Genomic DNA, 26945 nt, shown 5'->3' with positions numbered 1-26945 from the left:
ACAGTACGCACAAAAAAAGGAAGATGCTAACAATTCATCTTCCATTCTGTATTACCTATCTTTTTAGCCCAACTGATCAAAATCCATTAGGTACTTGGCATCTTTAACCTTGTCGCGTGAAGTCAAGATCTTAGGACCATCCTTGGTAATCACAATCGTATGTTCAAACTGGGCTGACAAGCTGCCATCCATCGTTTTGACGGTCCATCCATCCGGAGCACTGGAGTCAGCCCGCCAATCGCCAGCATTAACCATGGGTTCAATAGTGATCGTCATGCCCTCACGGAGCCGGACCCCATGCCCAGCTTCACCAAAGTGAGGAACATCTGGGGCTTCGTGCATTGTTGGTCCAATCCCGTGGCCGATGTATTCCCGCACATCACCAAAACCGTTCTCATCTTCAACATAGTGCTGGATAGCTGCTCCAATATCACCGATCCGGTTACCAATCACTGCTTGGTCAATCCCGATATAGAGTGCTTTTTCCGTCACTTCTACTAATTTATCGATTTCAGGAGTTGATTCTCCGACAACATAGGTCATGCAAGAATCACTCATTGCTCCGTGGTAGTCCACCACTGTATCCACCTTAACCACATCGTGGTTTTTAAGGAGCAAATTTTTCCGTGGGAAACCATGGCAGATTTCATCATTGACACTGACACAGGTTGCATATTTATAGCCTTCAAACCCCATCTCAGCTGGGATCGCATCGTGTTCTTTAAAATATTTCCGAGCAAATTTTTCAATTTCCCAACTAGAAATCCCCGGCTTAATAATGTCTTTCAATCCATTTAACATTCCCGCCAGGATTGCCCCTGACTCAGCCATCGCTTTAATTTCACGCGGTGATTTCAAAGTAATCATTAAATCGTTGCCTCCATTTATCCAATATATAACACGCCCTATTATATCCTAATTCGCAACAAATAGTTAGTTTTACACATTAGTTACTGAAAATTAACCAGAAAACTATTCTAAACTATGCTACTATAATAGCAGCATAAATACTGGAAGGAAGGGATACAATGGCTCAAGCCAAAGTCCTCTTTGCATCAATTACTGGTAATAATGAAGATATTGCTGATATTGTTGCAGAAGCACTAGAAAATAACGGGATTGCCACTGAGGTCGATGATATTTCAATGGTTGAAGTAAGTGAGATCTTAGATTATGATATCTGCGTCATCTGTCCATACACTTATGATGAAGGTTCACTTCCTGATGAAGGATTAGACTTTTATGAAGAACTAGCCGACACGGACCTCAACGGATTAGTTTTCGGGGTAGCTGGATCAGGCGACACTTTCTATGGCGATGACTACTGCAAAGCAGTCATTGATTTTGACCAACAACTCGCCCAAGCCAACGGGACCCGAGGCGCAGCCCCAGTCATGATCAACCTCGCACCTGATGAAGACGCGGATATTCAAAAACTCGATGCTTTTGCTGCTGAATTGGCTGCCAAGGTACAATAATTAATCCATGGATAAAATCTTAACCTTAGTTCATAAGTATCGGGCTATCCTCGCCTACCTCTTTTTTGGCGGAGCCACGACCGTAGTCAACTTCGGAGTGTATGCCTTGTTTACAACTTGGATTCCGCTCCATTACCAAGTCGCCAACTTCTTAGCCTGGCTTTTGTCCGTGCTCTTTGCCTTTTTTACCAATAAAGTCTGGGTTTTTGGGTCACACTACACCACGGTCAGCAATTTTTTTACTGAATTGGGGGCGTTTTTCTTTTACCGAGCTCTCTCCTATGTGCTCGACGCGGGGATTATGTTTGTGGGGATCTCTTTACTTCATGCCAACGGACTACTCACGAAGCTGGTTGACCAAGTAGTGATCGTTTTGCTTAACTACCTATTTAGCAAATATCTTATTTTCAATAATAAATTAAAGAAGTAATACAAATACCGCTTTATCCTATCCAATGACTATTGATCATTGTATAATTGCTGGGTAAGGGGGTTTTTTTGTGTCTATTTCTTTTGATAAGCAGACTAAATCCAGGATAAAAAAGATTCTTTTTTACTATACTTTATTCTTTATCTGCACTGTGATCGCGTACTACGGTGTCTTTTTTATCACTGGTCACACGCTTATTCGTTCGACAGATGCCGCTACCCAGCATCTTCCGCTTCTTCAAAGTTTTAGATCATCTGTCTTAGATTTTTTCAAACATCCACTATCAGCTGATCAGTGGTCATGGAAGTTTGGATTGGGGGCTGATGTGCTTTCAATCTATGCTTATTACAATATTGGTGATATTTTTTCTTATCTGATCTTATTATTTCCTGCAGCTAAAGTTGCTGTTGGGTACCAAGTTATTTTAGGCATCCGCCTTTATTGTGCGGGGTTAGCTTTTTGTTATTTTGCTGCTCACCTCACCTGGAAAAATCGTCCTTTCGGGGTGGCATCAATCACAGCTGGGAGCCTAGTTTACCTCTTTAACTCCTACCTCGAGTACGCCTCACTCGCCCAACCGATGTTTACAACGGCGTTTATTCTCTTCCCATTGCTGGTTTTAGAAATTGAACGTACACTTCAAACACGGACTTACCGGCGGTTGACTTTCGTTTTTACTTGGATGTTGATTAATAACTTCTATTTTGCCTATATGCTTGGAATTGGGGCAATCGTGTTCTTGGTTCTTCGTTACTGGTTATACTACCGGAAACAACGTCCCCTCCTGGCAACAATCTGGCAGTTTGCCAAGGCAACCCTGATTTCCTTGTTACTATCAGCCGTTGTGTTACTGCCGGAAATCTATGATGTCTTACACTCAACCAGAAGTGAATCAAGCTTCGCTAACGGGTTAAAAGTCTACCCGCTATATTATTACTTACTCTTGCCAAGTAAGCTGATCGAAGGAACAACCAATAACCAACTGTACTGGACTAGTTTGGGGTTCGCAGCGATCGCTTTCTTTGGTTTTGCCTACGTCCTCCTTAACTACAAGCAACTCAAGCTCCTCACAATCAGCATTATTGGTAGCCTGATCGCCCTCCTCTTCCCGGCGGTAGCAGCTGTCTTGAATGGGATGATGTCCCCGTCTAACCGGTGGACTTTTGTTTTGTACCTCATTGGGGCGGTCGCTACGATGCTTTTAGTCCATAACGTTCGGGCACTGGATAGCCAGACCCTGCGCCGGCTAACCCTGATCACCAGTGGTTATACCGTCATTTTGGTGGTCCTATTCTTTATTCAAAACGCTGATGAACTGTTTGTACCGATCATTTTCCTTTGGGGGACCCTGTTTATCCTATACTGGGTTAACTTCCACCAAGTGGTTCATGGACGCCGGTTATTGGTGGGAACAGTTCTTGCTAACGTTATTTTAAACTGTGTTTATTTTGCTGCTCCGTTTAACAATAACTTTGCTACCAGCTTCCTCCCTATTGGAGGCTACGAAGCTTTGACAACTGATTTTTACAAGGGCTTGACGACTGATCTGGATCAAAAGAGTTTTTACCGGTCATCAACGATCAGTGATAACTACTTGCTAGGGGGACCTTCCAGTAGTACTCCCCAAAACTTAGCCATTGCTAATCCCATCTATACGGGAATCAATAGCATCAATTCTTTTTATTCGCTCCAGAATAAATACATTGGGCAGTTGATGCAAGAATTGCAAAACCGGCAAACTTTGGGAAATATTCCAGTAGGACAGGCAGACGACCGTACTATCCTCACCAATCTTTTAGGGACTAAATACATCTTTGGCAAAACAAATAATCCTAACAGTAGTAAGATTCCATATGGGTTCTCAGCAACCGCGCAAACACCGCTATACACTGATCTTTATGGGAACCAATTACCAGGGCAAGTTGTCCGCTACGACAGTGCCAACAACTTTCCGCTGGTCTACTGGCAAGGAAAGGTAGTCACCCCTAAAACTTACCACCAGCTGAATGCAACTGCTAAGGAAGCCCAACTTACGACTGGGGTAGTCATGCCTTCCACCAAGTCTGCCCAGGGATTACCGCGGGCCAAAAAAGCCCCCGTGGCAGATGTGCCTTATAGCCTGTACACGACGATCCCTACTGATCCACAAAGTGATGACCCAGGAAACATCACTGGTCAGGCAATCGTCAAGCAAAATACGAATGAACAATACTACATCACTATCCCCGACTACAAGAAATACAAGAACATGGAAGTGCACCTTGAGCTAACGGACATCAAATTTGAACCCCTGACCCGGAGTGAAACGATTCAAGCTAACAATGATTACCATGCTCAAGAAAACTTAACCAATACCATTCCGTTCAATACACTCAATGATGAGATCAAGGGCACACGGAATTACATCACTAAAATGAAGTCCGACCACAACTTCACGTTGACGGCTACTGCTAAAAAGAATACTGTCGCAGTCCGCCAGCTTCCAACTAGCGACACGTCGTTTTACTATCCACTAACAAAAACAACCCTCAACCTGGGGTATTTCACGACGATGCCCAACAAAATCATGCTCAACCTATCCCGAATCGGGCGGTACAACTTCAAGCTCAAGGTGTATGCTGAACCCCTGGGTAAGACTTACCAAAAGCATGTTCAAACCATCCAAAAGAATCAGCTATCCCACCTCAAGGTCGGACGGGATACAGTCACAGGAATTAGTAACCACTCCCAAGCCGGTGTGCTTACTTCCTCCATCCCATATTCTGATGGCTGGACCACTTATATTGATGGTCACAAAGTTTCAACCTTACGGACTAATCGGGCCTTTGTCGGGGTCAAAGTTCCCCAAGGCAAACACAAAGTTCGGTTTGTTTACCACACTCCATGGCTCAAACTAGGCACATGGATCTCATTGGGAACTACATTGGTCCTCCTCAGCTGGGGCTTGATCCGATGGGGCTTTTGGATATTCCGTAGACGTAATGCCTAACTTGATTACTTTTTAGCTATTCCAATGATGCAGGGAGAAAACAATGTTTTCTCCCTGCATCGCTCTTTATTGACTAATATTTCTCAGATAACGTAAAAAATAGCTGTGAGTCTAATATCTAAGCATGAATAAAAGTCATCGCATTTCGGCTAACCTTCGCTCAAGTTTAGCGTAACAACTTACTGTAAAGGTTATCTCCCATTCACATTTTTTCTTGCAAACTTTTATCCTCCCGCAAAAAAGACGAATGTGATATACTGCAATCAATCATAATGTAAAGGAGCGTTTGCAATGGCTGAAGATTTGCATACTAAATTAGAAAAATACGCCAACTTGATCGTCACAACTGGGGTTAACGTGCAACCTGGACAGACCGTGGTATTAACCATTGGCATTGAACAACAGGAACTGGCCCACCTTATCGTCGCTGCTGCCTACCAAGCTGGGGCTGCTGATGTGATTGTTAAATGGCAAGATGACTTCTTAATGCGCCAATTTATCGCACATGCGAGCGCAGACCGGCTGACCAACATTCCCGATTATATTAAAAGTGAAGCCCAGTATATTGCCGATAAGCGAGCGGCACGAATCTCAGTTATTTCTTCTGACCCCGAAGCCTTAGTCGGGTTAGATAATCAACGAATTGCTGCGCACCAAAAGGCGATGAGTTTGGCTAAACGTCCGATGATGAAGGCTACTACCGACAATGATTTAACTTGGACCGTTGTAGCAGCTGCGAGTGCTCCTTGGGCAACTAAGGTCTTCCCTGAACTAGATGAAACAGCAGCTGTCGCCAAGCTTTGGGAAGAAATCTTTACTACTACCCGGATCAATACGCCTGATCCAGTTGCCGCTTGGGACCAGCATGACCAAGTCTTGCATGAGAAAGCTGCCTGGCTCAACCGCGAACAATTTACTGCCCTCCATTACACTTCACCAGTTACGGATTTGACCATTGGTCTTCCTAAAAACCACAACTGGGAAGGGGCAAGTAGTTTAGATGCTGCGGGGACCCGTTTCTTTGCCAACATGCCAACCGAAGAAGTATTTACCGCACCTGATTTCCGCCGTGTTAATGGCTATGTCAGTGCGACTAAGCCCCTCAACTATGGAGGAACGGTACTGCGCGATTTGCGTTTTGAATTCAAGGACGGTCGGGTAGTCAAGGCTACTGCTAGCAGCGGTCAAGAAGTGATCGACCATCTCCTTGACAGTGATGATAGTGCTCGCTTCTTGGGAGAAGTTGCTTTAGTCCCTGATCCTTCACCAATTTCCCAATCCAAGATCACTTTCTTGGAAACACTTTTCGATGAAAATGCCAGCAACCACTTAGCCCTCGGTGAGGCATACTCCTTCTCGATTCAAGGGGGAACTAAGATGTCCGAAGAAGAACTCCGGGCCCATGGTATCAATACCAGCCACACCCATGTTGATTTCATGGTTGGCTCAGCTGACATGAATATTGACGGGATCAAAGCTGACGGAACTGTGGTTCCAGTCTTTAGAAATGGTGATTGGGCCTAAATTGCCCACACAAAAAGCTGTGCTTATTAGCTTTCACAAAGCTAGTAAGCACAGCTTTTTATTTGTTCCGCCCTAAGTAATAAAAACCGTTGGATTGATGTCCATTCATTGTGGTAAAAGTTAAGGGGTGGTACTCAAGTTGGGTAAACGAATGCAATAAATGCTTTATCCACTGCGGATCATGGTGCCGACAAACAGCTCCTTCCGGCAACTCAAAAACCCCATAAGGCCCCCCATGTTGGCTTTTATACTGCTGGTAGCGTTGCTGGTTACGAACATCAGAATTCAGCAAAAAGTCATTGACGTACAAGATCCCCCCAGGCTTGAGAACCCGCTGAATCTCTGCTATGAGTTGTTCTTGCTCCTGATCATTTGCGATACAAGTCAAGACAGCAAACAAGATCACTGCATCACAACTAGCAGTTGCTAACGGCAACACACCTGGCGCCATAACTCGCAAGTCAAGGTCTGGATACTGGGTCTGGCCCAGTTGGATCATCTCCTCGGCAAAGTCCACTCCGAGCAGGTTAGTAAAACCAGCGGTTGCTAGTTGGTGTAACGTTCGTCCGTATCCACAACCAACGTCTAAAATTTGGGCGGATGGCTCAACGTACTGAGCAAAAACATCTGCTTGAAAGGGAGTTGTAAACTGTTTTGTCGCTGCTACCTGGTTCCAATAATCATGTTGCTTCATCTTGAGTCCCTCTTTTCTCTTGTAAAAAACCCGCTAGCTCAGACCAAACCTGTGCTAACGGGAATCATTGTACTAATGTGCTCGATCGGAATTGAACCGATGACCTACTGCTTAGGAGGCAGTTGCTCTATCCTGCTGAGCTACGAGCACAAAACAACTATTTAAGTATAGATGCCCCTTTTTTGTTTGTCAAACTGGTCATCTTCCTTAAACAGTCGCTATTTAGTAACCATATTCAAATGTTCGTAACATCTTTTTAAGATTGTGGCGGTACAGGAGTTCTTGCCCCCACCGTACCGGGTTATACCAGGTAGTAGGAGTAGCTTTGGACAACTGAACTTCGACTTGGTCTGGGCGTAAGGCCCGCAGTTTCAACCGTTCGATGAATTTGACTTGCCCTTGACTATCCCGCATGTCGATACGATAACCCCTGCCGGGTTGCACGTTACTGATCCGGGTAACAACACGTTCAGTCCCATAATCAGTTTTATATTCAAAGCCTTCCAAGTCATTCAGAGTTAATGCACGGTTAGTTTGTCGCAAAATATCATACAAAAGAACATCGACCAACCGCGTAAATAAATAGTCAGCTGAAACATTGATTCTTGTAGTTAATTTCATCCTAACCGCCTCTTTTCAATAGGTTAATTTAACTATAACCTCTGCGTTCATTTTCTGCCAAGCAATCCTGAACTCTTTACTTTTTCTTTCTCTTTCCCTTATTCTTTTGATCACGTAAACGGCGTTTCTTTTTAGGTTTTTTAGCGCCATTATTGTTAAGTCTAGAACGGTAACCTTGGCGTGGAGTCCGTTTTTTTACGGGTGTTTCTGGTTTGGTCGTCACAATTTGATTTTCAAAGATATATGCTGTAACTGGTTGCACAGCAGCTGGTCGCATTAACTGTTTGAACTGCCGCAGGTCATGTTCATTCCCTAAGTTAACTACCATCCCGGAAGCACCCATTCGACCTGTTCGCCCTACCCGGTGAATATAAGTATTCATATCCTTAGGCAAATCAAAGTTGATAACTGCCGGCAGGTCTGGAATATCCAATCCCCGTGCTGCCACGTCAGTCGTCAAAAGAAACGTAATCTTGCCCTGGCGAAGTTGCTTTAAGGCCTGCACCCGTTGGGCTTTATGTTCATCCCCAGACAATAATGCCACCTTGACATGGCTGTGCAATAATTTTTGTGTTACTTCATTAGCCACCGCTGCTTGGTTGAAGAAGACTAGCCCCCGCATTTTTTTGACGTGAGCTAAGCGCCGTAACATGTCAGCCCGCTTGCGCGTCGGTGTTTCAATCAGATAGTGATCAACGTGCCCTTGTGAATCATCGCTAGTGCGCACATCAATAATCTGGGGTTCGACCCCAAACCACTGGTGGATTTTATGCAAAATCGGTGCATCAGTGGCTGAGAAGAATGCTAGTTGGACATCGGCCACAGTGTGCCCGATAATCTCCCGGCAAATCGGCATTTTTTCTGAATCTAACATCTCATCGGCTTCATCGATCACGACCGCTTGGACCTTGTGCATCTTCAACTTACGTTGGTTAATTAAATTCAAAATCCGTCCTGGCGTCCCAACAACCACTTCAGGATGTTTTTTGAGTTTTTCGATCTGCCGTTTAAGGTTTGCTCCCCCGATCAATGGTGTAACTTGCAGATCAACCAATTTGACCCACTCCCGCAGGACATCCGTGATTTGCATTGCTAACTCTTGTGAAGGTGCCATAATGACTAACTGGACACCATCATGTGGCAGCAAATTTTCCAGCAAAGGCCAAGCATAAGCCAGGGTTTTGCCTGAACCGGTTGGCGCCAATCCTAGAACACTACGTCCTGCTGCCAAAGGCTGATAAACTGCCTCTTGAATGGCAGTTAACTGAGTAAAGCCTTGACGCTCAAATTCTCTTTCAAAATTACTATTCATTTTTTCTCCTTTTACTTATTATCTGTTGGAAATTCAATTTGGGCACTCTGCCGCAAATCATACATTACTTGATTAACCTGAACAGCTAGTTGGAACCATGCTTGTTCCTTTTGCTGGTTAGCCAAAGCAGTTGGATTTTCTAACACATCCGCAAAATCATTGATTTCTGCTGTCATCGGATTATTAGGACGGTTATTAGCCAAAACATGTACTTGTCCCTGGGCATCCACCAAGCTGATCTTTTCCATATCAGCTGCATTATTAGCTAAAATCAATGTCTGTTTGCCCGCATAAATTTCACCCGGGAGGTACGAATTATTCATCTTCCCCATATTGAGCACTACCTTAAAGTCCCCATAATCAAGGATTGCAGTTCCTTTTCCATCCACGCCACTTTCCAGTTTTTGGGCAGCATACGTGCTAGCCTGGGGCATTCCAAATAAAGCCACTGCTTCATAAACCAAATAGACACCTAAATCTTGCAGGGCGCCGCCAGCAAACTCTAGGGTAAAGACGTTAGGGTTATTACCTGCCAAGTAACTATCAAACTTAGATGAATATTTCTCATAGGTTAGGTTGGCCCCTTGAACTTGGTCAAACTTTACTACTTGTTCTTGGACAACCTTAAAGTTTGGTTCATGAATGTGCCGGGCTGCTTCAAAGAAGTGCACTTGTGGATGAGCTTGAAGTAAGTCCTGAATGACTTGCATTTGGGCAGGTGAAGTTGTCGCTGGTTTTTCCAAAATAACATTTTTTCCCGCAGTAATTGCCTGGCAGGCCTGGTCAAAGTGCAAACTATTCGGTGAAGCAATATAAACCGTTGAAAAACTGTCATCAGCCAAAAAATCTGCCAAGTCATCATGGATCACTGTTACATACCGGTAAGCAGAAGCAAACATCTGTGCTTTAGCTTGGGTACGCGAATATACAGCGGTTAACCGCATCCGTCCCGTATTTTCTGCGGCCACAATGAATTGCTTGGTAATGAAATTAGTTCCAATAATTCCAAAGTTGATCATAGAAGTGCCACCTTTCTGTCTTCGTGTTACTTTAATTTTACCAGAGTTGGTCTGACTAGATCGCTTTTATCTTTATAGCCGGTGAGTTCCTATTCAGCTTTGTCCTCTGCTTTTGTCCATACAGTAGCTTCCCATTCCAATAAGGCCCGCTTTTTATCCGGTCCAGCTGCATATAAAAAGCGTTTGGCACCTGTCCTTTGCCCCACAACCCGGTGACAGGGCACGAATAAGCTCACGTGGTTCCGCCCAACTGCCGTTCCCACAGCCTGTGCTGACATTGGTTTCTTTCGTCTTTGCTCCAAAACATGAGCAATCATACCATAAGTCATAGTTTGCCCATAGGGAATCGTCAACAACACCTGCCAAACTTCCCTTTGAAAAGGTGTCCCTACCAGGTGGAGCGGGGGAAGTTTACCAGGAATTTCCCCTGCAAAATATTCTGTCAACCACACTTGCGCGTGCCTGAGAAAAGTATTGGCTTGGGGTGAAACTTGGCGCGCATTAGCTTCCAGTATATCACCATAATAACGATCTGTATCCCACCAAGTACCTACTATTCCCTGGTCATCCGCTGCAACTGTTAAGGGACCAAAGGGACTGGTGTAGTACATCAATTCTTGCATTGCTTTACCACCTCATACCTAGTTTACCTTACTGACTAGAGAACAACAAAGGCCCAGACCCTGGCATTGCCAGCTTCTGGACCTTTATTATTTGGTAGCATTAACTGCCACCAGTATTTAATTATTGATTACCATTCTAAGTCTTCTGCTTCTTGTTTGCCCAGACCTGTTGCCTTGTCTAACATGATCCGTTGTTCGAAGTGGGCGACATTACGCTTAGTCAACTTCACCATATCTGGGTTAACTGAAACATAATCAATCCCGCTTCTAATCAAGAATTCAGTAAACTCTGGATATTCAGATGGGGCCTGCCCACAGATTGAAACCGTCTTGCCATCCTTATGTGCTGTCTGGATTAAATGCCGGATAGCCCGCTTAACTACTAAGTTCCGCTCATCAAAGAGGCTAGCCACTGTATCATTGTTCCGGTCACAACCCAATAATAGCATAGTTAAATCATTGGAGCCGATTGAATACCCATCAATGTACTTGTTGAACTGGTCAGCCAAGATAATGTTAGCTGGAATTTCAGCCATCATGTATACCTTAAAGTCAGCAGAACGAACCAAGCCTGCATCACGCATAATAGCCGTAACTTTTTCTGCTTCAGCAACTGTCCGGACAAATGGGATCATAACGTGCAAGTTCTTTAAGGAGAAGTCTTCACGAACCCGCCGAACTGCAGCCAATTCTAACTTGAAGGCTTCAATATACTTCGGATCATAGTACCGAGATGCTCCCCGCCAACCAAGCAGATCTGATGGTTCGTGCGGTTCATACTTGTCCCCACCCTTCAAGTTCCGGTATTCGCTGGATTTGAAGTCAGAGAACCGCAGTACCACTGGCCGCGGAGCCATTGCCCGGGCCACTTTACTGATCCCGTTAGCTAACATATCTACTACTTTTTCTGGTTGTCCTTTTTCTAAAAGGTACAATGGGTGTTCGTGAATGTATGTTGTCCAAATGAACTCTTCACGCATCAACCCGATCCCATCAGCAGGTAGGGAAGCATACTTGTTTACCAAATCAGGATCGCCTAAGTTCATCATTACCCGGGTAGCAGTTGGAGCAAAGTATTCTGCTACTGCAGTTTGTTGTTCTTTTTCTTCTGTATGTGGAGCAACAATAGCTTCAACATGACCCGAATAAACAACCCCGTTCTTGGCATCAACTGTTACTTGATCGCCGGTCTTGAGAACGTCCATGGCAGCTACACCACGACTATTAGTCCCCACGATACATGGAATCTGCATCTCCCGCGAAACGATTGCGGCGTGGCAAGTCATCCCCCCATTGTTGGTAATGATTGCTTTAGCTTTCTTCATCGCAGGAACCCAGTCAGGTGAAGTCATCATAGTAACCAGGATTTCGCCTTCATTGAATTGGTCGATATCATCCGGACTAGCAATCACGTGCACTGTCCCGGAAGCCACTCCTGGACTAGCTGGTAGACCTTTTACCAGTACCTTAGCATCACTGACATCAGCTACTTGTACGGCTGAGTCTTCCCGTTTAACTTCCTTATTCTTGATGGACCATACAGTCTCTGGCCGCGCCTGTACTAACCATAACTTCTGGGTGTTCTTGTCTAAAGCAAATTCCATATCCATGTAGCAACCGTAGTGCTCTTCAATTTGCTTTGCATAGCCAGCCAGTTCGATGATTTGTTCATCAGTTAATACTTGTTTACTTACCAATTCCTTTGGCACGGGAGCTTCTACTACCCCACCATCTTCTTTCCGTAACAATTGTACTTGCTTGTCGGTAACAGACTTGGAAGTAATCTTCATTGTTTCTTTATCTACTAAATAATGGTCAGGGGTTACTTTCCCTAAAACAATATATTCACCCAAGCCCCAGATAGCATCAATGGTGATCTTGCTGTCATCCCCATTGGCAACGTTAACTGAGAACATAATCCCGGATGCTTCAGAGAAGACCATCATTTGGACTGCAGCTGACAAAGCGACCTTTTCGTGTGGGAAGCCTTGCTTTTGCCGATAGTATGTTGCCCGATCAGTAAACAAGGAAGAATAACATTCTTGTACCTTCTTGACCACATCGTCACGTCCCACAACATTTAAATATGATTCTTGTTGCCCGGCAAACGAAGCATCTGGTAAGTCTTCAGCAGTGGCACTAGAACGAACCGCTACGAATGGGTTCTTTTGCCCCATCTTTTTACCCAACTTATCGTAGGCATGCTTGATATCATCCGCTAAATCTTTTGGCATTTCAGCTTCTACAATCATCCGCCGAATTTCCACACAAGTTTTATGTAATTCATCAGAATTTTCGTAATCCTTGATGCTAGCAAGGAGTTCATTAACCTTGTCATTGATCCCTGTCTTTTCCATAAAGTAGCGGTAGCCACGTGCGGTGGTTGCAAACCCATATGGAACTGGGATATTGGTTGATGAGGTCATTTCCCCTAAGGAAGATGACTTCCCACCAACAAGATCAACATCAGTACGATGTAAATCATCAAACCAAAGAACATTAGCTTTTTCTTTATTCATGTTAAATTAACTCCTCTTTCTGAGTAGACTTTCTTGCATTTGAAAGCGGTTACTTTCAACACCCCTATCATTAATCAAACTGAATAAATAGTCAACCTTTTAATTTTATGATTAGTTTTTTCTGATAAAAAAACGATGAGAAATATTTTCATTGATATTTTGCTAATGAGAAAGCTTAATTTTTGCTGGCAACGTGCATCTGCTTGGCATAATTCTGCATAGAAGTGCACACTAATGCACTTTTCATTACCTGTTTTTGACATTTCATTATTTCTATGATAAAAATCGCTTATAAGCTGTATTTTATAAGAATTTTATTTAAGCATTTGTAAGTATCAAGGTGAAAGAATATGGAACAACCAAGTATTAATTCGCACATTGACGCATTTTCAGCCCGTTTGATCAGACAAAAATTCCCGACCAAACAGGCGGTCATTACTGAAATCATGAACTTGAAGGCTATCCTCCATTTACCTAAAGCAACTGAACATTTTGTCAGCGATTTGCACGGCGAATTCGATGCCTTCGACTATGTTTTGCGAAATGGTTCCGGCAGTATTAAACAAAAAATTCATGCTCACATGGATGGTTTTTTAACTCCACGCCACATCGAAGATCTCGCAATCCTCGTTTATTATCCCGAAGATGAAATTGACCATCAAAAAAAGCATCTCCATGGCGATGCCCTTGATCAATGGTATCTGGATGTTGTTTCTCGGCTTCTAACCCTACTCCAGGCAGCCGCTAGCAAATATACGCGGTCTAAAGTGCGGAAGGCCCTCGATCCTAACTTTGCCTATATTACCGAGGAGTTCCTCTACAATGATGCCCGTGATTTTAACAAGCATGAGTATTCAAGCCAACTCTTGACCGACATGCTGTCTTTGCACCAGGCAGAACCATTTATCATCGCTACTTGTTATAGCATTCAACGCTTAGTCGTTGACCACCTCCACGTTGTAGGTGACGTTTACGACCGTGGTGATCAGCCCGATAAGATCATGGAACGCTTGATCGCCTATCCTTCAGTGGATATCCAATGGGGAAATCATGACATCTTGTGGCTAGGAGCAATGGCAGGCTCTAAGCTGTGCATGTTAACTTTGTTGCGGATCTGTGCCCGCTACAATAACTTGAATATCGTTGAGGATGCTTATGGGATCAATCTCCGCCACCTGGTAGCATTTGCCGAACAACACTATGGTGAAAATCCTAGTTTTTTCCCTAAACTTGTTCCCGGTGACAGTTATTCCTTTACTGGGGAAAAAGAGCAACTAACGCGGATTCACCAGGCAATTGCCATCATGCAGTTCAAGCTGGAAGGACAAACGATTGAACGCCGACCAGAGTTTAAAATGGACGCCCGCAATCTACTCCGGCAAATCGACTATAAGCAGCAAACTCTAGCCATCGATGGCAAGACCTATCCCTTGGAAAATACTTGTTTCCAGATGATTGATCCAAAAAATCCTAACAAACTGACACCGGAAGAAAACGAGATCATCAATTCGTTATTGCTTTCATTCCAAAACTCAACTAAACTTAAACGTCATCTTGATTTTATGCTCCACAAGGGAAGTTTGTATAAATGCTATAACGGTAATCTTTTAGTCCATGGTTGCCTCCCTGTCACTGCGGATGGAAAATGGCAAAAAGTAGTTTTCAACGGCCACACCTATGCTGGTAAACAGTTGCTTGATTTTTGCCAAGAACAAATTGAAACGGCCTATGCCCATCCGGATCAAACTGACGATTTTGCTACTGACTTACTCTGGTATCTTTGGGAAGGCGAGCATTCCCCCCTATTTGGTAAAAAGAAAATGACCACCTTTGAGCGCTATTTCATCAAAGATAAGAAAACGCACCACGAAGAAAAAAATGCCTACTTTGACCTGCGTAAAGATGAAAAATTCTGCCAAAACATTCTGGTTGAGTTCGATCTTGATCCGCACAGTGGTCATATTATCAATGGCCATACCCCGATTAAAAAAGGGCAGAGTGGGATCATGGCCCACACCAAGATGCTTGTTATCGACGGTGGTTACTCTAAAGCCTATCACCATACAACTGGAATTGGTGGCTGCACTTTGCTCTATAACTCATATGGTTTGCAATTGGTAACCCACCATCCATTTACCTCAAAACAAGAAATCATTGAAAAACGGCACGATAATCTCTCTAAAATAAAAACCGTTAACCAGGTCGAGCGCCGTAAAAAAGTTGCCGATACTGATACCGGTAAGGCCTTACAACACCGGATTGAAGTTCTCCGGGTTCTCTTAAATGAGGATGATGCTATTTGATTCGCATTTCCCATAATTTTATGGTATCGTACCTAAAAAAGATAAAGGTACGATACTACTAATGACACAACAATTACGCATTAAACGCTTAACCCGGCGGGGATTACTAGTAGCTTTGGTCCTCCTACAGGACTTTCTCCCCCTGCTGGGAAACATCCCTTTAGGGCCACTATCAATTACAACCTTACCAATTACCGTAACCGCTGTTGCGATCATCCTTGGCCCTGGGGAGGGCGCTTTCTTAGGAGGATTCTGGGGTGTTTTGACTTGGGTCCGGGCTTTTACCTATCCCTCTAGTCCCCTCGCACCCCTGGTCTTTACTAACCCTCTAATTGCAATTTTGCCACGGATTTTAGTTGGGGTAGTTGCCGGCTATACCTTCCTGTTTTTAAAGAACCGTTTTCCCCGGTGGGGAGCGATGTTAGCCGGTGGCCTAGGAGCTTTAACTAATACGGTTTTAGTCTTGGGCGGGATTTACATTTTTGCCCGGACTAGCTCAGTTGCTAGTTTCTACCATACCGATGTAACTGCTCTTGGAACCGTATTAATGACAATTGCTGGTTCCAATGGCTTGATTGAAATGATAACTACAGCTATATTGGCACCTTTGATCGCTTTACCTGTCCGTCAGATCGTTATCAAAGGTCAACATTAGACAAAGCTAAAAAATAATTTCTAGCCCAAGAGGCGGGGAGAACAATAAGATTCTCTCCGCCTCTTTGGCGTTCAATTAACTTAATCTGTGTCAGCAAAGCGATAGCCCAAAATATCGAGATCCCGTTCTTGACCATCCAAAACCGCCACACCTGGTAAGTGCCCCCATGGTTTGAACCCAAAATGAGCAAATGGTTTTTGACTAGGTAAGTTGTGTCCAAAGACATATGCCACTAAAGCGGTTAAGCCCAAGCGTGGCGCTTGTTCTAATGCAAAAGCCACTGCCTTTTTTCCTAGACCATGGTGGTGGTAATAACTATCAATATAGATTGCTACTTCTGCTGTATGTTCATAAGCAGGACGCCCGTAAAAGGGTTCCAACCCGATCCATCCCGCAATCTTTGCCTCCTGCTTTATCACCCACAATGGATGGGTGGCTGTACAATGAAGCAAACCAATCCTTTTTCTGGTCAACCGTCACTGGTGTAAGGTCTGCAGTGGCCAACCGGGTTGGAATACTTTGATTATAGATCTCCACAATACGGGCTAAATCTGGGGCTTGCGCTAAATAAAATTCAACCATGATCATCATCCCTGAAATATTTTAAAAATTCTGTCTTATCATTTAGTAATATACTCACTTTTCTCCCTATTTTAGACCTAAATTTTGGTTAATTTAAGCACATCCGTAAGGCATATTGCAAGCCATTTGCGGGATTAAAAAAGTTATTTTTTGTCCCTTTATGAGGAAAAAATACCGCACTAGGGGACATTTTTTCGTTATTCTCTCATCTATTTTTTATTTCATTTTATCTTGGTCAGAGAATATTTTCTCCTAACAAAAAAGAAGATACCACAAGTCACATCACACTTTCTGGTACCTTCTTTTCCAATGTAAATATCTTATATAAGGCCGGCAATCAAAGTGAGGATTGCTAAGCCCCCTTGCATCATAATGATTTTTGGATTGCTAGTAACACTGCCGTATAGTGCCACTAGGATGATATATCCCATAAGAATCATTACGGCAACCTTACTTACAAAGACATATAAGGCTAACAAGATCAATACTGCTAATAAACCATTGTAAATCCCCTGGTTTTTGAACAACGTATTTACCGTTGGGCGCTGCAGTTCACTGACTTCCATCTGAAAAACTTGCGCCGTTTTGGCTGAAGTGGTCGCAAACGTCTCCAAGTACATGATGTAAAAGAATTCCAGTGCAACCAATGTCCCGAGGATTTTCACTAAAATCGTCATCGTTTTCCTCCCCATATCCATTAATCTTCATCTGCAATTATTTTACCACTCTGCATATTTCAGTTTAACGATCATGCTTCTTTTGGCTTTGCTTCCAACTAAACAGTCCCCAAATAGTTCCAATCATCGCCATTGCTAAGCCGTAAACGGCCGTCATTGTATTAGTTTTAGCACCCGTTTGTGGCAGTGCCACTCTTGCTCTCACTGCTTGCTTAACTTGTTTGGTTGGTTGTGGTGCTTCTGTGGTAACCACCTGTTGTGGTACTACGTTCCTATTAGTTGGTGTTACCTGGGTCTGCTTAGCAATTGGTGTATAAGTTACAGTAACTGCCATATCAGTTGGGACAACCGCTTGGTTAGCAACTGCTAAACGGTCAGGCATATAACCGGTACGGTTCGGCGTGACCACCGTAGCATATTCTGTTGTAGTTGGTTGCCATGATGTCTGTGTTACTACCTGTCCAGTAACTAAGTCCACAGTAACTGTGCGGGTCCAGGTTGAGGTTTGAACCACATCTTGCGGAGCTTCTGTTCCATCTGTTGTTTGATAGTGAACTGTTCTGTGGTGGTAAGTCATCTCTGTCGTCGTTTGACGCTGGTGACGTAAATGCACTACTATTTCTGGGTTTTCCGTTGCAGTAAAGGTGTATGTTGCCTGCTTTCCACCAACATATTCATAACCAGCCGGAATAGCATAATGCGGAGTGATTGTTTCAAGCGTCCGCCCCACTAGCCGAACCTTAGCCCCCACTTGTTCACCGTTATTATCATCATCCACATATTTAATGAAAGTTTCCGGATCAGTAGCCGTATATGTCACTACTACTTCATTACCATCTTGCGGCTGTCCAGCCAAGCTTTGAACTTCTGCAGGATCAACAAATGTCTGGTCAGCAATGTAGCCTGGTAGTTTTGGAGAAGTTTGGCCTGCAAATTGGTCAGCTTCAACTTGCCATGGCGTATATGTGATCTGGCCAGTTACCAAGTCCTGTTGCCCGTCACGATATGTTACTAACGTTTGAACAACAGTTGGTGCCGCCATGCTCCCAGCTCGCTTTTGGGGAACATCAGCTCCATATACGTACCGAATTTGACGGCTAATTTGTCCATGAAGATCAGATCTTGTGTCTAGGTTGTGATCCAGATTTTGGCTTCCATGAACAAATTCTAGGTCAATATACTGTGGTTCTTGGTCACCTGTCCCAGTATTAGTGGTATTATCAAAAATTAACTGCGCAGGTTGCGTTTGCTTTACAAAAACATAGCCGGCCTGAGTCAAGGCGGACTTTATGGCTGTAACAGTGGCATCCACAGTTATTACTTCCCCCGTATGCCCTGCAATCTTGGTTGCTAACCCTGCCGGGACAGTGATCATCGTTACATGTTCTGGGTTATTAACATCGTATGCCCGAATGATTACTTCCTGATAATCAGGTGCATAATTTACGTGTGCAGAAACTTCTGGTTGCTCAGCCGTGGCCGTTCCCGCACCAGCTTGCGTTTGATCAGCTGTATATCCTGGGATCTTCGGACTGGATACATTACTGAATGTATACGTTGACCATGGAGTAGTTTGTACTATTTCACCAGTCACTTTATCCACTGTTACTGTCCGCTTCAAAGCCTCTGGTACTGTCGTTACCTTATCAGAAGGTGTTGCTGTTCCAGCCCCACTATATGTGATCCGCTGACTAACTGGTCGCATTACATCTTGGGCTGCTGTTGGATAGGTTGGTGAGTTAGGATCAGCTGGGTTGATCAGTTGACCGGGAGTTTTATTATTGGTTACTACTTCATTACCATGAACCAGGTGTAAGTCAAGGTATTGAGCTTGTTGCGTGTTCCGATCAAAATAACCCGTCCCATCCGGAAGTGTTCCGTGTAAAACATATCCTCGCTCTTGGTAGTATGCCAGGAGTCGTTGTAAATTATTAGCAACATCAGTCGTCGGGAAAGCAGCATCGCTAGCTCCAATGAACTTATTAGTTACCATTGTACTGTCTAATTGCTGATGGGTTTGGTCATCAAAAACACGTAAATATAATTCTTGGTTGTCAGCTACATAAACCACTGGCGTATCCTGTCCCGGATCCCACGGAGTCACACTCGTTCCACTAAGGGGATGATACCCTGGAATCTCGGGGTATGGAGTATTAGTTGCCTTAGTCGGGTCTGTTGGATCATTATTATATGGTGTCCGATAATTACCCCCATCATTAGTAGGAATTTCGTGTCCATTCTTAGTTTGAGGCACAATGTTTCCTAAAGCGTGGTAAGTCACCACTTCATCTTCAACCCCAGTTGTATTACCAGCGTTGTCTACACTAACCGCTGTATCAGCCACTGCTCCTACGCTTACTCGGTCAGCATAATACCCTTTTTGAATGGGCGTATCTACTTGAGTAAATTGCTTTGGCGTTGTATTTTGCCATGCCGTTGTCACAACTCCCGTTCCGTCCTGGAGGTATTGTGCATAGTCAACCGTAGCTGTTCTTTGGTAGGAACTTGTCTGTGTGACTGTGGCAGGTAATTCAGGAGTAGATCCCGTCACTTCGGGAGCATATTGATAGCTAACTTTGCGTTGTGCGACTGCTGTTTCTGGTGTCTGTAACTCATCGTAATGGTATGTGATCGTTGGTTTAACATCGCTTTGGAAGACTGACTTATCTAAAATACCAAAGCCCACTTGAGAGTAATCACGCCAAACAAAATCTAACTTTTTAGGATCGTCTGGTCGTGGAATATGGACTGTATCAGCATCATTATTAGTAACCGGGTTAATTGTTCCCAAGATAAAGGATGCCTTTCCCTTGGTCAAGAATACAATTGATTCTGCACCTGCAAGATACTTATCGAAACCTTCAGAGTAATAAACTGTATTGCTCAATTGTTGATCCGCTGGTCGCGTTTGGTTAATCTTGGCAATTAATTCCTTAGCTCCAGAATTACCACTACTTATATCTTGGGGCGTTGCCATAATATGTGAACCCTTAGGAATAAAGGCTGCCAGACTACCATCAATCGGTTTAACAAATTCTGCTCGCGCAACATCAGGCGCATCATATGGCGTTACACCTGCAGCTGGAATCTGGCGGTTCAATGTGTCCTGGGTAAAATAATCTTCCCCTTCGTAAACATTATTAGTTCCCGTTTCTACCAAATACTTGGTTAACTTCAAGGCTGTAATTCGGTCAAAAACAATCCCACTGTTAACATCGCGATAAATTTCATAATAACCGGTACCTTCACGATAACGTTTGTCCAAAATTGGGTCGGACAGTTCGATAATCATATCATAGTGCTTACCCGTATTAACGTCAGTCAGCACATCCGTCCACTTAATCCGAATTACAGTATTAGCTGTTACGTCATTCACTTGTAGACGAACTGGGTTGTCGTTCTCGCCAAAGTTGCGCGGTTGTCCACTTTGATCTGGCAAAACATTGAAATTTGCGTCCGTCAGGGAAATAGGCCGTAACTTTTCTTGCCCATTTTCCTGTTCAACATAATACGCATCGACATCCTTGGCATGCGAATTATATTCGAAGGTATTTTCCACGTGGGCAACATCTGTCGCTGGAATGGCCTGGTTAGGATCATAATGTTTTTCCTGCTCAGCCCGTTCTTGTTCCCATTGTGCCAACTTGGCTTTGTCTGCTTCAACTTGTTGCTGGATCATTGTTGCTTGATCGTTATAGTCCTTGGTAGTGGTAGCAACAAATTGCTTGCCAGCACGTCCATCACTGACATCTCCAGTAGTGATAGTTGGATCATCTTTTTTGACTACAAAACCAGCCTGTTCGGCTGTTGCTACGGCTTGGTCCAAATTTTGCTTGGCATCTTTGAGTGCTTCCCGATTTGCAGCTGTTGTTTGGGCTTGTAAGTCATTTACTGCTGGCGTTGATGTCGTGGTTGCCGTCTTTGCCACAGTGCTCGTAGATTGAATACTACTATCTGCATGAACGACCTGATTACCACCAAAATATAAGAGTGTTGCCACAGCAATTGAAGCCACACCCCATTTAGTCTTCCTAATAGCAAAGTGTTTAGTCCGATAACTATTTTTTTCACGACGTAGATTAATGTTACTCTTACCTACCATATTTTCCCCTTCATTTTTTCTCTATCTCTCTAACTTTTTCTCTAACGCAAGTGCCTTGTTTTTAAAATACATGTTTCAGGTAACCATGATCAACAACTTGATATATAAGCATTTAAAAATAAGACATGCTAAACGTATGACATAAAAATAATATATCAGAGGTCTAGCAAACGCAAGACCAAAATTATGTTCTTTCTTATCGTAAAATAAATAAAAATTACTATATTGTTATCCAAGTGTTTATATACAAATAAAAAAATCAACACTGGTTAACAATGCTCTGCCATCCCAATATTGATTATAAAGTTAGATTATTTCTTCATTAATGTTGTGCGCATAATATTGCAAAACCCGCGCCATATAAGTCACATCGTTTTGTGCTTGATGAAATGGCAATTCGTGGTTGATCCCCAATAGTCCCACTAAACTTTGTAACGAAATTCCTGTTTTTCCCGCTAATGCGTCCTGACGTAAGATCGCTTCTAAGTCTAGGTCTTGGGGCTTCTTCCAAAAGCACTGGTCAGGCGTCCAATGATAGCGTTTGGCTTCTTCATTCAAGATGCGCCAGTCCAGATGATTGTCGTAACTCAAAATATAATCAATTTGTTGGCGGTGCATAAACTGGTTGACCCGTTCTGTGACCGCTGTAAGATCTAACTTAGTCGCATCTAAGTACGGTAAGTTGGTCTCTTTCAAAAATTTTAATTGTTGCGCATCTGTCATGGCTTCCGGAGCAAACACTAAGTAGTTGAACCTTTCATGACTTCCGTAGACCTGCCCAGCCAACTGAGCAACGCGAGTTCCCTTTCCCCCATAAAATTCCAGGTCAAGAATCAAAATTGGGGCTGTGCTATTAAGTACTTGGCGGAGTTCAACTAGCGAAGTAACCTCTGGTTGGGGCGCAGGTACCGGTTGTGATAAGACCTTGGCGGCGGTTTGTTCGCTCATCACTGTTTGCGCCTGGTGTCGTTTTTGAGTTCGCAATTGATACAGGAGCTGATTAAGTTTAGCATTGTTAACTTCTCCCAGTCCGGTTTGTTCTACTTCCGCCAAGCCTATCCTCTGTTCACGTTTCATTTGTGCATGACTCATTGGAGCCTCTCCTATCATTACGCAATTCATTACTCTATATCTTGTTTACTAAATATAAATAAAAATCTCCCCTTGATGGGGAGATTTTTGGGACAGTTCTTTTCACCTAGTCAATTTTCTTAAAAACTTCACACAGCATCGGTGCCTGTTCATAAAACTCTTTTCCAGCTTCTTCGCGGAATTCGCGTTGGAAGAATTCAGTATGTACTTGGCGCCAGTAGGCTAATGACCGGTCGCCTTCACCTTCATGGTAAGCATGTTCTGGTGTCACTTGGTTATAAGGGACAATATAGACCACTTCTGTCCGCGTCACACACACTGGGTGGTCGCGCCCATCAAGAATGATATTGTATTCCCCCACTGCTGGCACATGTTCTCCTGGTTGATAAAGCTCAAACGCCGATGTGGTTGCTGTTTTAATCCCTTGATCCACCAATTGAGCTAGGTCATCTGCCATTGCTTGTGAATCGCCAAAGGCCCACGCTTCAACCGGGGTGTCTAGGGCTAAATTATGCTTGCGACAAAACGCTTGCCAAAATTGCTTGATCTCATCTGTCATTTTTCCACCTCTTTGCCCCATATTATACCAAAAGATATGTTAGCAACTTCTTGCTCCTCTCAGCACCAGCTTAAGCTTTATTTTTATTTTTTAAAAATAAAGCAATTTTTATTAAAATAACATAGATATAGTGGCTAAAGTGTGTCAATCCCCGCTATAGCAATCAAAAAAGTGCTACCTAAAAAGCGTAATAGTGTTATGGTTAACTTATAATATATGTTTATTTTAAAGGGGAGGATCACTATGTTTTCACGTAACAATCAGTTTGAAAAAAGCAAGCAAACAGCTAATCAAAAGCCACGTTATGCGCTTAGAAAATTGTCAGTTGGTGTGGCTTCAGTATTAATTGGGACTGCCTTTTATCTCGGCAACAGCACTACGGCTCACGCTGCTACTACTTCAGCTCCAACTAATGCTGATAATACGGAACATGCCACTGCTGATGCAACGACAACTGCCCATCTGGAAAAGCAGGTCGTCCTGCACAACTCATCTGCAACAACCGCTTCTTCAACGGAGACAAACAGTGGTGAAAATGCCACTCCATCCCCAACTGATCAGACAGCCACTCCTGAACCCACAACCAATACTTCCACGGTTTCAGCAACTAAAGATCCTAGCAACTCTGAAGTAAAAGCAACGAACACTCCTAGTAATTCAGTAACTACTTCTAATCAACAAACTCAAGCGTCAACTGCCAATCCAGAAAATAAATCTACATCTTCCTTATATACAGCAAATAAAGTGCAAACGGCAACCCCCAAAGCTACCGCCCGCTTAGCGGCAGCTACAACTGCGCAAGATATTAACGACGCAGATACCTTCATCAACGCGATTACCAACGCTGCTACCGATGGTACCGAAACTGTTCTCCGCCTGGTTAACGATATCAATCTTGGTAACACAACTGTGGTCATCAAAAAGGGACAAAATATTCATATTACTAATGATGGTCAACGGCGGACGATCTTTTTAGGTGACCAATGGTTCGTCCAAACAGGAGGTAATTTATACTTAGATGGGAGTTATGATCCAACTACTGGGTTGGCAGGAATTGCTTTGACACGGCCAAATGGTGAAAATCCAAATCCGGCCACAGAACAACCCGGTATGCAGCTCCCCCCTAAAAATAGTGGTTGGGTAACGTATCTAGATAGCAAAAATCCTAAAGCTAACATTGCTATTTATGGTCATGCTACGTTTAACAACGTAGATGTCCACGACTTCTATACTGCCGCTGGTTTTGGCTTTTACCCATATATTCCTGGCGGAACGGTCCTTGTGGTTGGGGGTCAGTCCCGATTAGACCTAACCGGACATACTTCAATTCGGAACAATACTTTATTTGCTACCGGGATCACTTATATTACTACCTATAATTACTCAGCTGGGGTCACTTTCTTCACATATCCTGGAACAAGCGGTCAAGCTCAAGGTAGTATGGGGGCTGACGTTGTTTTCAGTAACAACTCTATTCAACCAGGTTCTCTTCCAGGCCAAGTGTACGGATCAGCCAATAAGCAAGATCCACAAGTGCCACTAGCTGCCGGAGCCTTAGCTATCAATCCGGGCTGTAAGGTTGACATCAAAGGGACAACTTTTGAAGACAACATTGGGGGCTACTATGGTGCAATCATGATCGGAGGTCGCCAGATCGTCACACTTGGCAACTACGAAAAACTCCCGAACGCCCAAGTAACTATCAACGGGGCCAAGATCACGGGCAATACCGGTGCAGTCGCTGGTGGGGGGATTGCTATCATTGGACTAGCAAACGTAACAATCGATGGCAAGACGGAAATCACCAAGAATAAAGTCGGCTACATTGGCGATGAAATTCTAGACAACCCATATACTCGGATCAATGGTACCCGTGGTGGTGGTGGACTGGCTATTTACGAAGAACCAACCCCTAACAATGAAAAAACAAATAACACCCACGTTGTGCTTGATGACGTCCTGATTGATAAAAATATTTCTGCTGATGTCGGCGGGGGTATGTATATCAACACCGACGGGGTAGAGATTAAACGTGCTGTCATTTCCAATAATATTGCCAACATCCAAGGTGGTGGGATCTATGTAGGACAAGTACCATATAACTTGCGGATCTCAAACGCTGCGATTTATGAAAACCAAGCTAGTGACAATAGTAACGGAATGACGTTCAAGATCGGTGATACCATCTATAAGATTTCCCTCAATACAGCGGTTAAAGAAAGTCCTAACACTTATCAGGCAACAATTACAAATATTATTAGTGGTAAATCTACCACTGGGACCGTAACTATTGATGGTCCGGACATTCTCCACGGAAAATTAGTCTCAGTTACCAATCCAGATGACCCAACAACCGTTTTAAATAACAGCGGCGATACGGTCTTTAAAGATATCTTCGTTGGCGGTGTTGGTGGTGGGATCTGGGCTTGCCCAACTGGTGATACAACGATCAACATCACTAATGGCTGGGCCCTCTTTGATAATACTGCCCAAAACATGGGGGCTGATTTCTATCACGAAGAAAAGAATACTGGCGTTAATGTCGAAGTTCATAGCCGTGCGCTCGGTGGTAGTGATGCTAACTGGACCCACGACCGCGATACCCTGAACGGTGATCCATTAACAGATGCTACGATTCCGGATGATACTGGGCTCAAGAGCAATCTGAGTGAGGACGCAAAGAAGTTAGCCAAGATGCTGGCATCAGTCCAAATCCATAATAATATCGCCGCCTTTGGTGGTGGGATCGGTGGTAACGGTGGTATGTTCTCCGGTTTTGCTGCTGAAGATAGCCGCACCAAGGATATTGTTATTAAAAAAGTATGGCACAATGACAGCGAACAAGATCGCCCTGACCATGTCTTAGTTGATGTGACAACTGTAATTGACGGGGTAACTTATAAAGTAACTACTATTACTTTATCAAAAGAAAACAACTGGCAAGCCACCTTGAAAGATCTCCCAACTAACATCGACTACCAGTTTGCCGAAGAACCGGTAGACATTAACGGGGATGATATTCCAGACTATACAGAAGAGGTTGGTAACTTGACCAAGGTTGATTCGCCTGATCCACAAGTCGATGTGTATAACCTTACCTTAGCTAACACTAAGAAGGACAAGACGGTTACGATTAAAGTGGTAAAGCAATGGGATGATGACAACGAAACGACTAAGCGTCCACAGTCTATTACGGTTGATGTTTACCAAGAAGTTGATGGCCAACAAAAACTTGTCGGAACAGTGACCCTGGATGCTAGCCACGTTGATGAAAAAGGCAACTGGGTAGGAACTATTACTGGGTTACCAACTGGCGCACAGTTTAAGTTAGTTGAATCAGCTAGTGCCGGTTACCATGTTGAACAAATGGGACAGTTGACCAAGGTTGCTAGTGATGCAATGATCGATACTTACGAGATCCTCTTTGTAAATAAGAAAGATCAAATCATCGTTGTTCCTGATAAGCCTGATGAACCAAATAAGCCAAACGAACCAACTAAGCCTACTGAACCAAGCAAGCCAGAGCAACCAACCACTGAACCATCTACTAAAGTTACTGCAAAGGACACTTCCGTTAAACCACACGTGGTGCCTAAGACCTCTAAAGCACCAGTAACTGTAGCTACTCGCTTGCAAGAGCGGAAATTGCCTCAAACTGGTGAAAATGATCACTCACTATTGGCATTAGCTGCAACCATGTTCTTGGGTGCCTTGGGCTTAAGTGGCGTTGACCGGAAACGGAGAAAGAATTAATTTGATGGATTGA

Annotated in this window: 18 protein-coding genes, 1 tRNA gene and 1 pseudogene; 7 read left to right on the top strand and 13 right to left on the bottom strand. The window is 43.7% G+C overall.

Annotation, left to right across the window (positions count from 1 at the left end; all coding sequences use genetic code 11):
* Positions 1-63: 63 nt before the first annotated feature.
* The gene (map, locus tag V3C97_RS02020) at positions 64-867 is read right to left on the bottom strand and encodes a type I methionyl aminopeptidase (protein WP_027826690.1); all 804 of its coding nucleotides are present in this window, start codon (positions 865-867) and stop codon (positions 64-66) included.
* A 161-nt stretch (positions 868-1028) separates the two neighbouring features.
* Between map and V3C97_RS02015 the strand changes: the two genes are divergently transcribed.
* The 4 genes from V3C97_RS02015 to V3C97_RS02000 all read left to right on the top strand — a co-directional run bounded on the left by V3C97_RS02015 (position 1029) and on the right by V3C97_RS02000 (position 6421).
* Positions 1029-1478 carry a flavodoxin gene (locus tag V3C97_RS02015; protein ID WP_027826691.1) on the top strand — a complete coding sequence of 150 codons (450 nt, stop codon included), beginning with the start codon at positions 1029-1031 and terminating at the stop codon, positions 1476-1478.
* A gap of 7 nt (positions 1479-1485) precedes the next feature.
* Positions 1486-1908, top strand: a complete 423-nt coding sequence (locus V3C97_RS02010; protein ID WP_009553058.1) for a GtrA family protein — start codon at positions 1486-1488, stop codon at positions 1906-1908.
* Positions 1909-1978: 70 nt separating this feature from the next.
* Positions 1979-4897: a YfhO family protein gene (locus V3C97_RS02005; RefSeq protein ID WP_338434352.1), complete on the top strand. Its 2919-nt coding sequence runs from the start codon at positions 1979-1981 to the stop codon at positions 4895-4897.
* A 291-nt stretch (positions 4898-5188) separates the two neighbouring features.
* Complete coding sequence (locus V3C97_RS02000; RefSeq protein WP_338434351.1) at positions 5189-6421, top strand: aminopeptidase; 1233 nt, start codon at positions 5189-5191, stop codon at positions 6419-6421.
* Positions 6422-6479: 58 nt separating this feature from the next.
* Here the strand turns inward: V3C97_RS02000 and V3C97_RS01995 are convergent, their stop codons facing one another.
* The 7 genes from V3C97_RS01995 to ppsA form a co-directional block, all read right to left on the bottom strand.
* A complete protein-coding gene (locus V3C97_RS01995) occupies positions 6480-7115 on the bottom strand; it encodes a class I SAM-dependent methyltransferase (protein WP_338434350.1) in 636 nt (211 codons plus the stop codon).
* A 76-nt stretch (positions 7116-7191) separates the two neighbouring features.
* Positions 7192-7265: transfer RNA gene (locus V3C97_RS01990), tRNA-Arg, on the bottom strand.
* A gap of 72 nt (positions 7266-7337) precedes the next feature.
* Entirely contained in the window at positions 7338-7736 is a 399-nt protein-coding gene (locus tag V3C97_RS01985) for a DUF3284 domain-containing protein (RefSeq protein ID WP_338434349.1), read from the bottom strand.
* A 76-nt stretch (positions 7737-7812) separates the two neighbouring features.
* On the bottom strand, positions 7813-9048 hold the full coding sequence (locus tag V3C97_RS01980) for a DEAD/DEAH box helicase (protein ID WP_338434348.1): 1236 nt from the start codon (positions 9046-9048) through the stop codon (positions 7813-7815).
* Positions 9049-9059: 11 nt separating this feature from the next.
* Positions 9060-10067 carry a Gfo/Idh/MocA family oxidoreductase gene (locus tag V3C97_RS01975; protein WP_338434347.1) on the bottom strand — a complete coding sequence of 336 codons (1008 nt, stop codon included), beginning with the start codon at positions 10065-10067 and terminating at the stop codon, positions 9060-9062.
* An 89-nt stretch (positions 10068-10156) separates the two neighbouring features.
* On the bottom strand, positions 10157-10690 hold the full coding sequence (locus V3C97_RS01970) for a methylated-DNA--[protein]-cysteine S-methyltransferase (protein WP_338434346.1): 534 nt from the start codon (positions 10688-10690) through the stop codon (positions 10157-10159).
* Between the two features lie 128 nt (positions 10691-10818).
* Complete coding sequence (ppsA, locus tag V3C97_RS01965; RefSeq protein WP_278838425.1) at positions 10819-13209, bottom strand: phosphoenolpyruvate synthase; 2391 nt, start codon at positions 13207-13209, stop codon at positions 10819-10821.
* A gap of 350 nt (positions 13210-13559) precedes the next feature.
* On the opposite strand from ppsA, the gene V3C97_RS01960 reads away from it, so the two are divergent.
* Both V3C97_RS01960 and V3C97_RS01955 read left to right on the top strand, forming a co-directional pair.
* Positions 13560-15512 carry a fructose-1,6-bisphosphatase gene (locus V3C97_RS01960; RefSeq protein WP_338434345.1) on the top strand — a complete coding sequence of 651 codons (1953 nt, stop codon included), beginning with the start codon at positions 13560-13562 and terminating at the stop codon, positions 15510-15512.
* Positions 15513-15573: 61 nt separating this feature from the next.
* The gene (locus V3C97_RS01955) at positions 15574-16167 is read left to right on the top strand and encodes an ECF transporter S component (RefSeq protein ID WP_278838423.1); all 594 of its coding nucleotides are present in this window, start codon (positions 15574-15576) and stop codon (positions 16165-16167) included.
* An 80-nt stretch (positions 16168-16247) separates the two neighbouring features.
* Here the strand turns inward: V3C97_RS01955 and V3C97_RS01950 are convergent.
* The 5 genes and pseudogenes from V3C97_RS01950 to V3C97_RS01930 form a co-directional block, all read right to left on the bottom strand.
* Positions 16248-16749 (bottom strand): annotated as a pseudogene (locus V3C97_RS01950) (GNAT family N-acetyltransferase).
* A 320-nt stretch (positions 16750-17069) separates the two neighbouring features.
* Complete coding sequence (locus V3C97_RS01945) at positions 17070-17426, bottom strand: DUF1304 domain-containing protein (RefSeq protein ID WP_268889066.1); 357 nt, start codon at positions 17424-17426, stop codon at positions 17070-17072.
* Positions 17427-17490: 64 nt separating this feature from the next.
* Positions 17491-21528, bottom strand: coding sequence for a mucin-binding protein (locus V3C97_RS01940; RefSeq protein ID WP_338434344.1), 4038 nt, complete (start codon positions 21526-21528; stop codon positions 17491-17493).
* Positions 21529-21834: 306 nt separating this feature from the next.
* Positions 21835-22620, bottom strand: a complete 786-nt coding sequence (locus tag V3C97_RS01935) for a hypothetical protein (protein WP_338434343.1) — start codon at positions 22618-22620, stop codon at positions 21835-21837.
* A gap of 106 nt (positions 22621-22726) precedes the next feature.
* Entirely contained in the window at positions 22727-23179 is a 453-nt protein-coding gene (locus tag V3C97_RS01930; protein WP_009553091.1) for an ASCH domain-containing protein, read from the bottom strand.
* 243 nt (positions 23180-23422) lie between these two features.
* On the opposite strand from V3C97_RS01930, the gene V3C97_RS01925 reads away from it, so the two are divergent.
* On the top strand, positions 23423-26932 hold the full coding sequence (locus tag V3C97_RS01925) for a Cna B-type domain-containing protein (RefSeq protein WP_338434342.1): 3510 nt from the start codon (positions 23423-23425) through the stop codon (positions 26930-26932).
* Positions 26933-26945 lie beyond the last annotated feature (13 nt).

This window comes from Ligilactobacillus saerimneri, from assembly GCF_036689625.1.
GTDB classification, from domain to species: domain Bacteria; phylum Bacillota; class Bacilli; order Lactobacillales; family Lactobacillaceae; genus Ligilactobacillus; species Ligilactobacillus saerimneri.
Note: the sequence above shows the minus strand (reverse complement) of the source record. Positions and strands in the feature narration are given on the sequence as shown.

Coding starts and splice junctions, on each gene's coding strand:
- map (WP_027826690.1), bottom strand. CDS start 867: ATGATTACTTTGAAATCACCGCGTGAAATTAAAGCGATGGCTGAGTCA.
- V3C97_RS02015 (WP_027826691.1), top strand. CDS start 1,029: ATGGCTCAAGCCAAAGTCCTCTTTGCATCAATTACTGGTAATAATGAA.
- V3C97_RS02010 (WP_009553058.1), top strand. CDS start 1,486: ATGGATAAAATCTTAACCTTAGTTCATAAGTATCGGGCTATCCTCGCC.
- V3C97_RS02000 (WP_338434351.1), top strand. CDS start 5,189: ATGGCTGAAGATTTGCATACTAAATTAGAAAAATACGCCAACTTGATC.
- V3C97_RS01995 (WP_338434350.1), bottom strand. CDS start 7,115: ATGAAGCAACATGATTATTGGAACCAGGTAGCAGCGACAAAACAGTTT.
- V3C97_RS01985 (WP_338434349.1), bottom strand. CDS start 7,736: ATGAAATTAACTACAAGAATCAATGTTTCAGCTGACTATTTATTTACG.
- V3C97_RS01980 (WP_338434348.1), bottom strand. CDS start 9,048: ATGAATAGTAATTTTGAAAGAGAATTTGAGCGTCAAGGCTTTACTCAG.
- V3C97_RS01975 (WP_338434347.1), bottom strand. CDS start 10,067: ATGATCAACTTTGGAATTATTGGAACTAATTTCATTACCAAGCAATTC.
- V3C97_RS01970 (WP_338434346.1), bottom strand. CDS start 10,690: ATGCAAGAATTGATGTACTACACCAGTCCCTTTGGTCCCTTAACAGTT.
- ppsA (WP_278838425.1), bottom strand. CDS start 13,209: ATGAATAAAGAAAAAGCTAATGTTCTTTGGTTTGATGATTTACATCGT.
- V3C97_RS01960 (WP_338434345.1), top strand. CDS start 13,560: ATGGAACAACCAAGTATTAATTCGCACATTGACGCATTTTCAGCCCGT.
- V3C97_RS01955 (WP_278838423.1), top strand. CDS start 15,574: ATGACACAACAATTACGCATTAAACGCTTAACCCGGCGGGGATTACTA.
- V3C97_RS01945 (WP_268889066.1), bottom strand. CDS start 17,426: ATGACGATTTTAGTGAAAATCCTCGGGACATTGGTTGCACTGGAATTC.
- V3C97_RS01940 (WP_338434344.1), bottom strand. CDS start 21,528: ATGGTAGGTAAGAGTAACATTAATCTACGTCGTGAAAAAAATAGTTAT.
- V3C97_RS01935 (WP_338434343.1), bottom strand. CDS start 22,620: ATGAGTCATGCACAAATGAAACGTGAACAGAGGATAGGCTTGGCGGAA.
- V3C97_RS01930 (WP_009553091.1), bottom strand. CDS start 23,179: ATGACAGATGAGATCAAGCAATTTTGGCAAGCGTTTTGTCGCAAGCAT.
- V3C97_RS01925 (WP_338434342.1), top strand. CDS start 23,423: ATGTTTTCACGTAACAATCAGTTTGAAAAAAGCAAGCAAACAGCTAAT.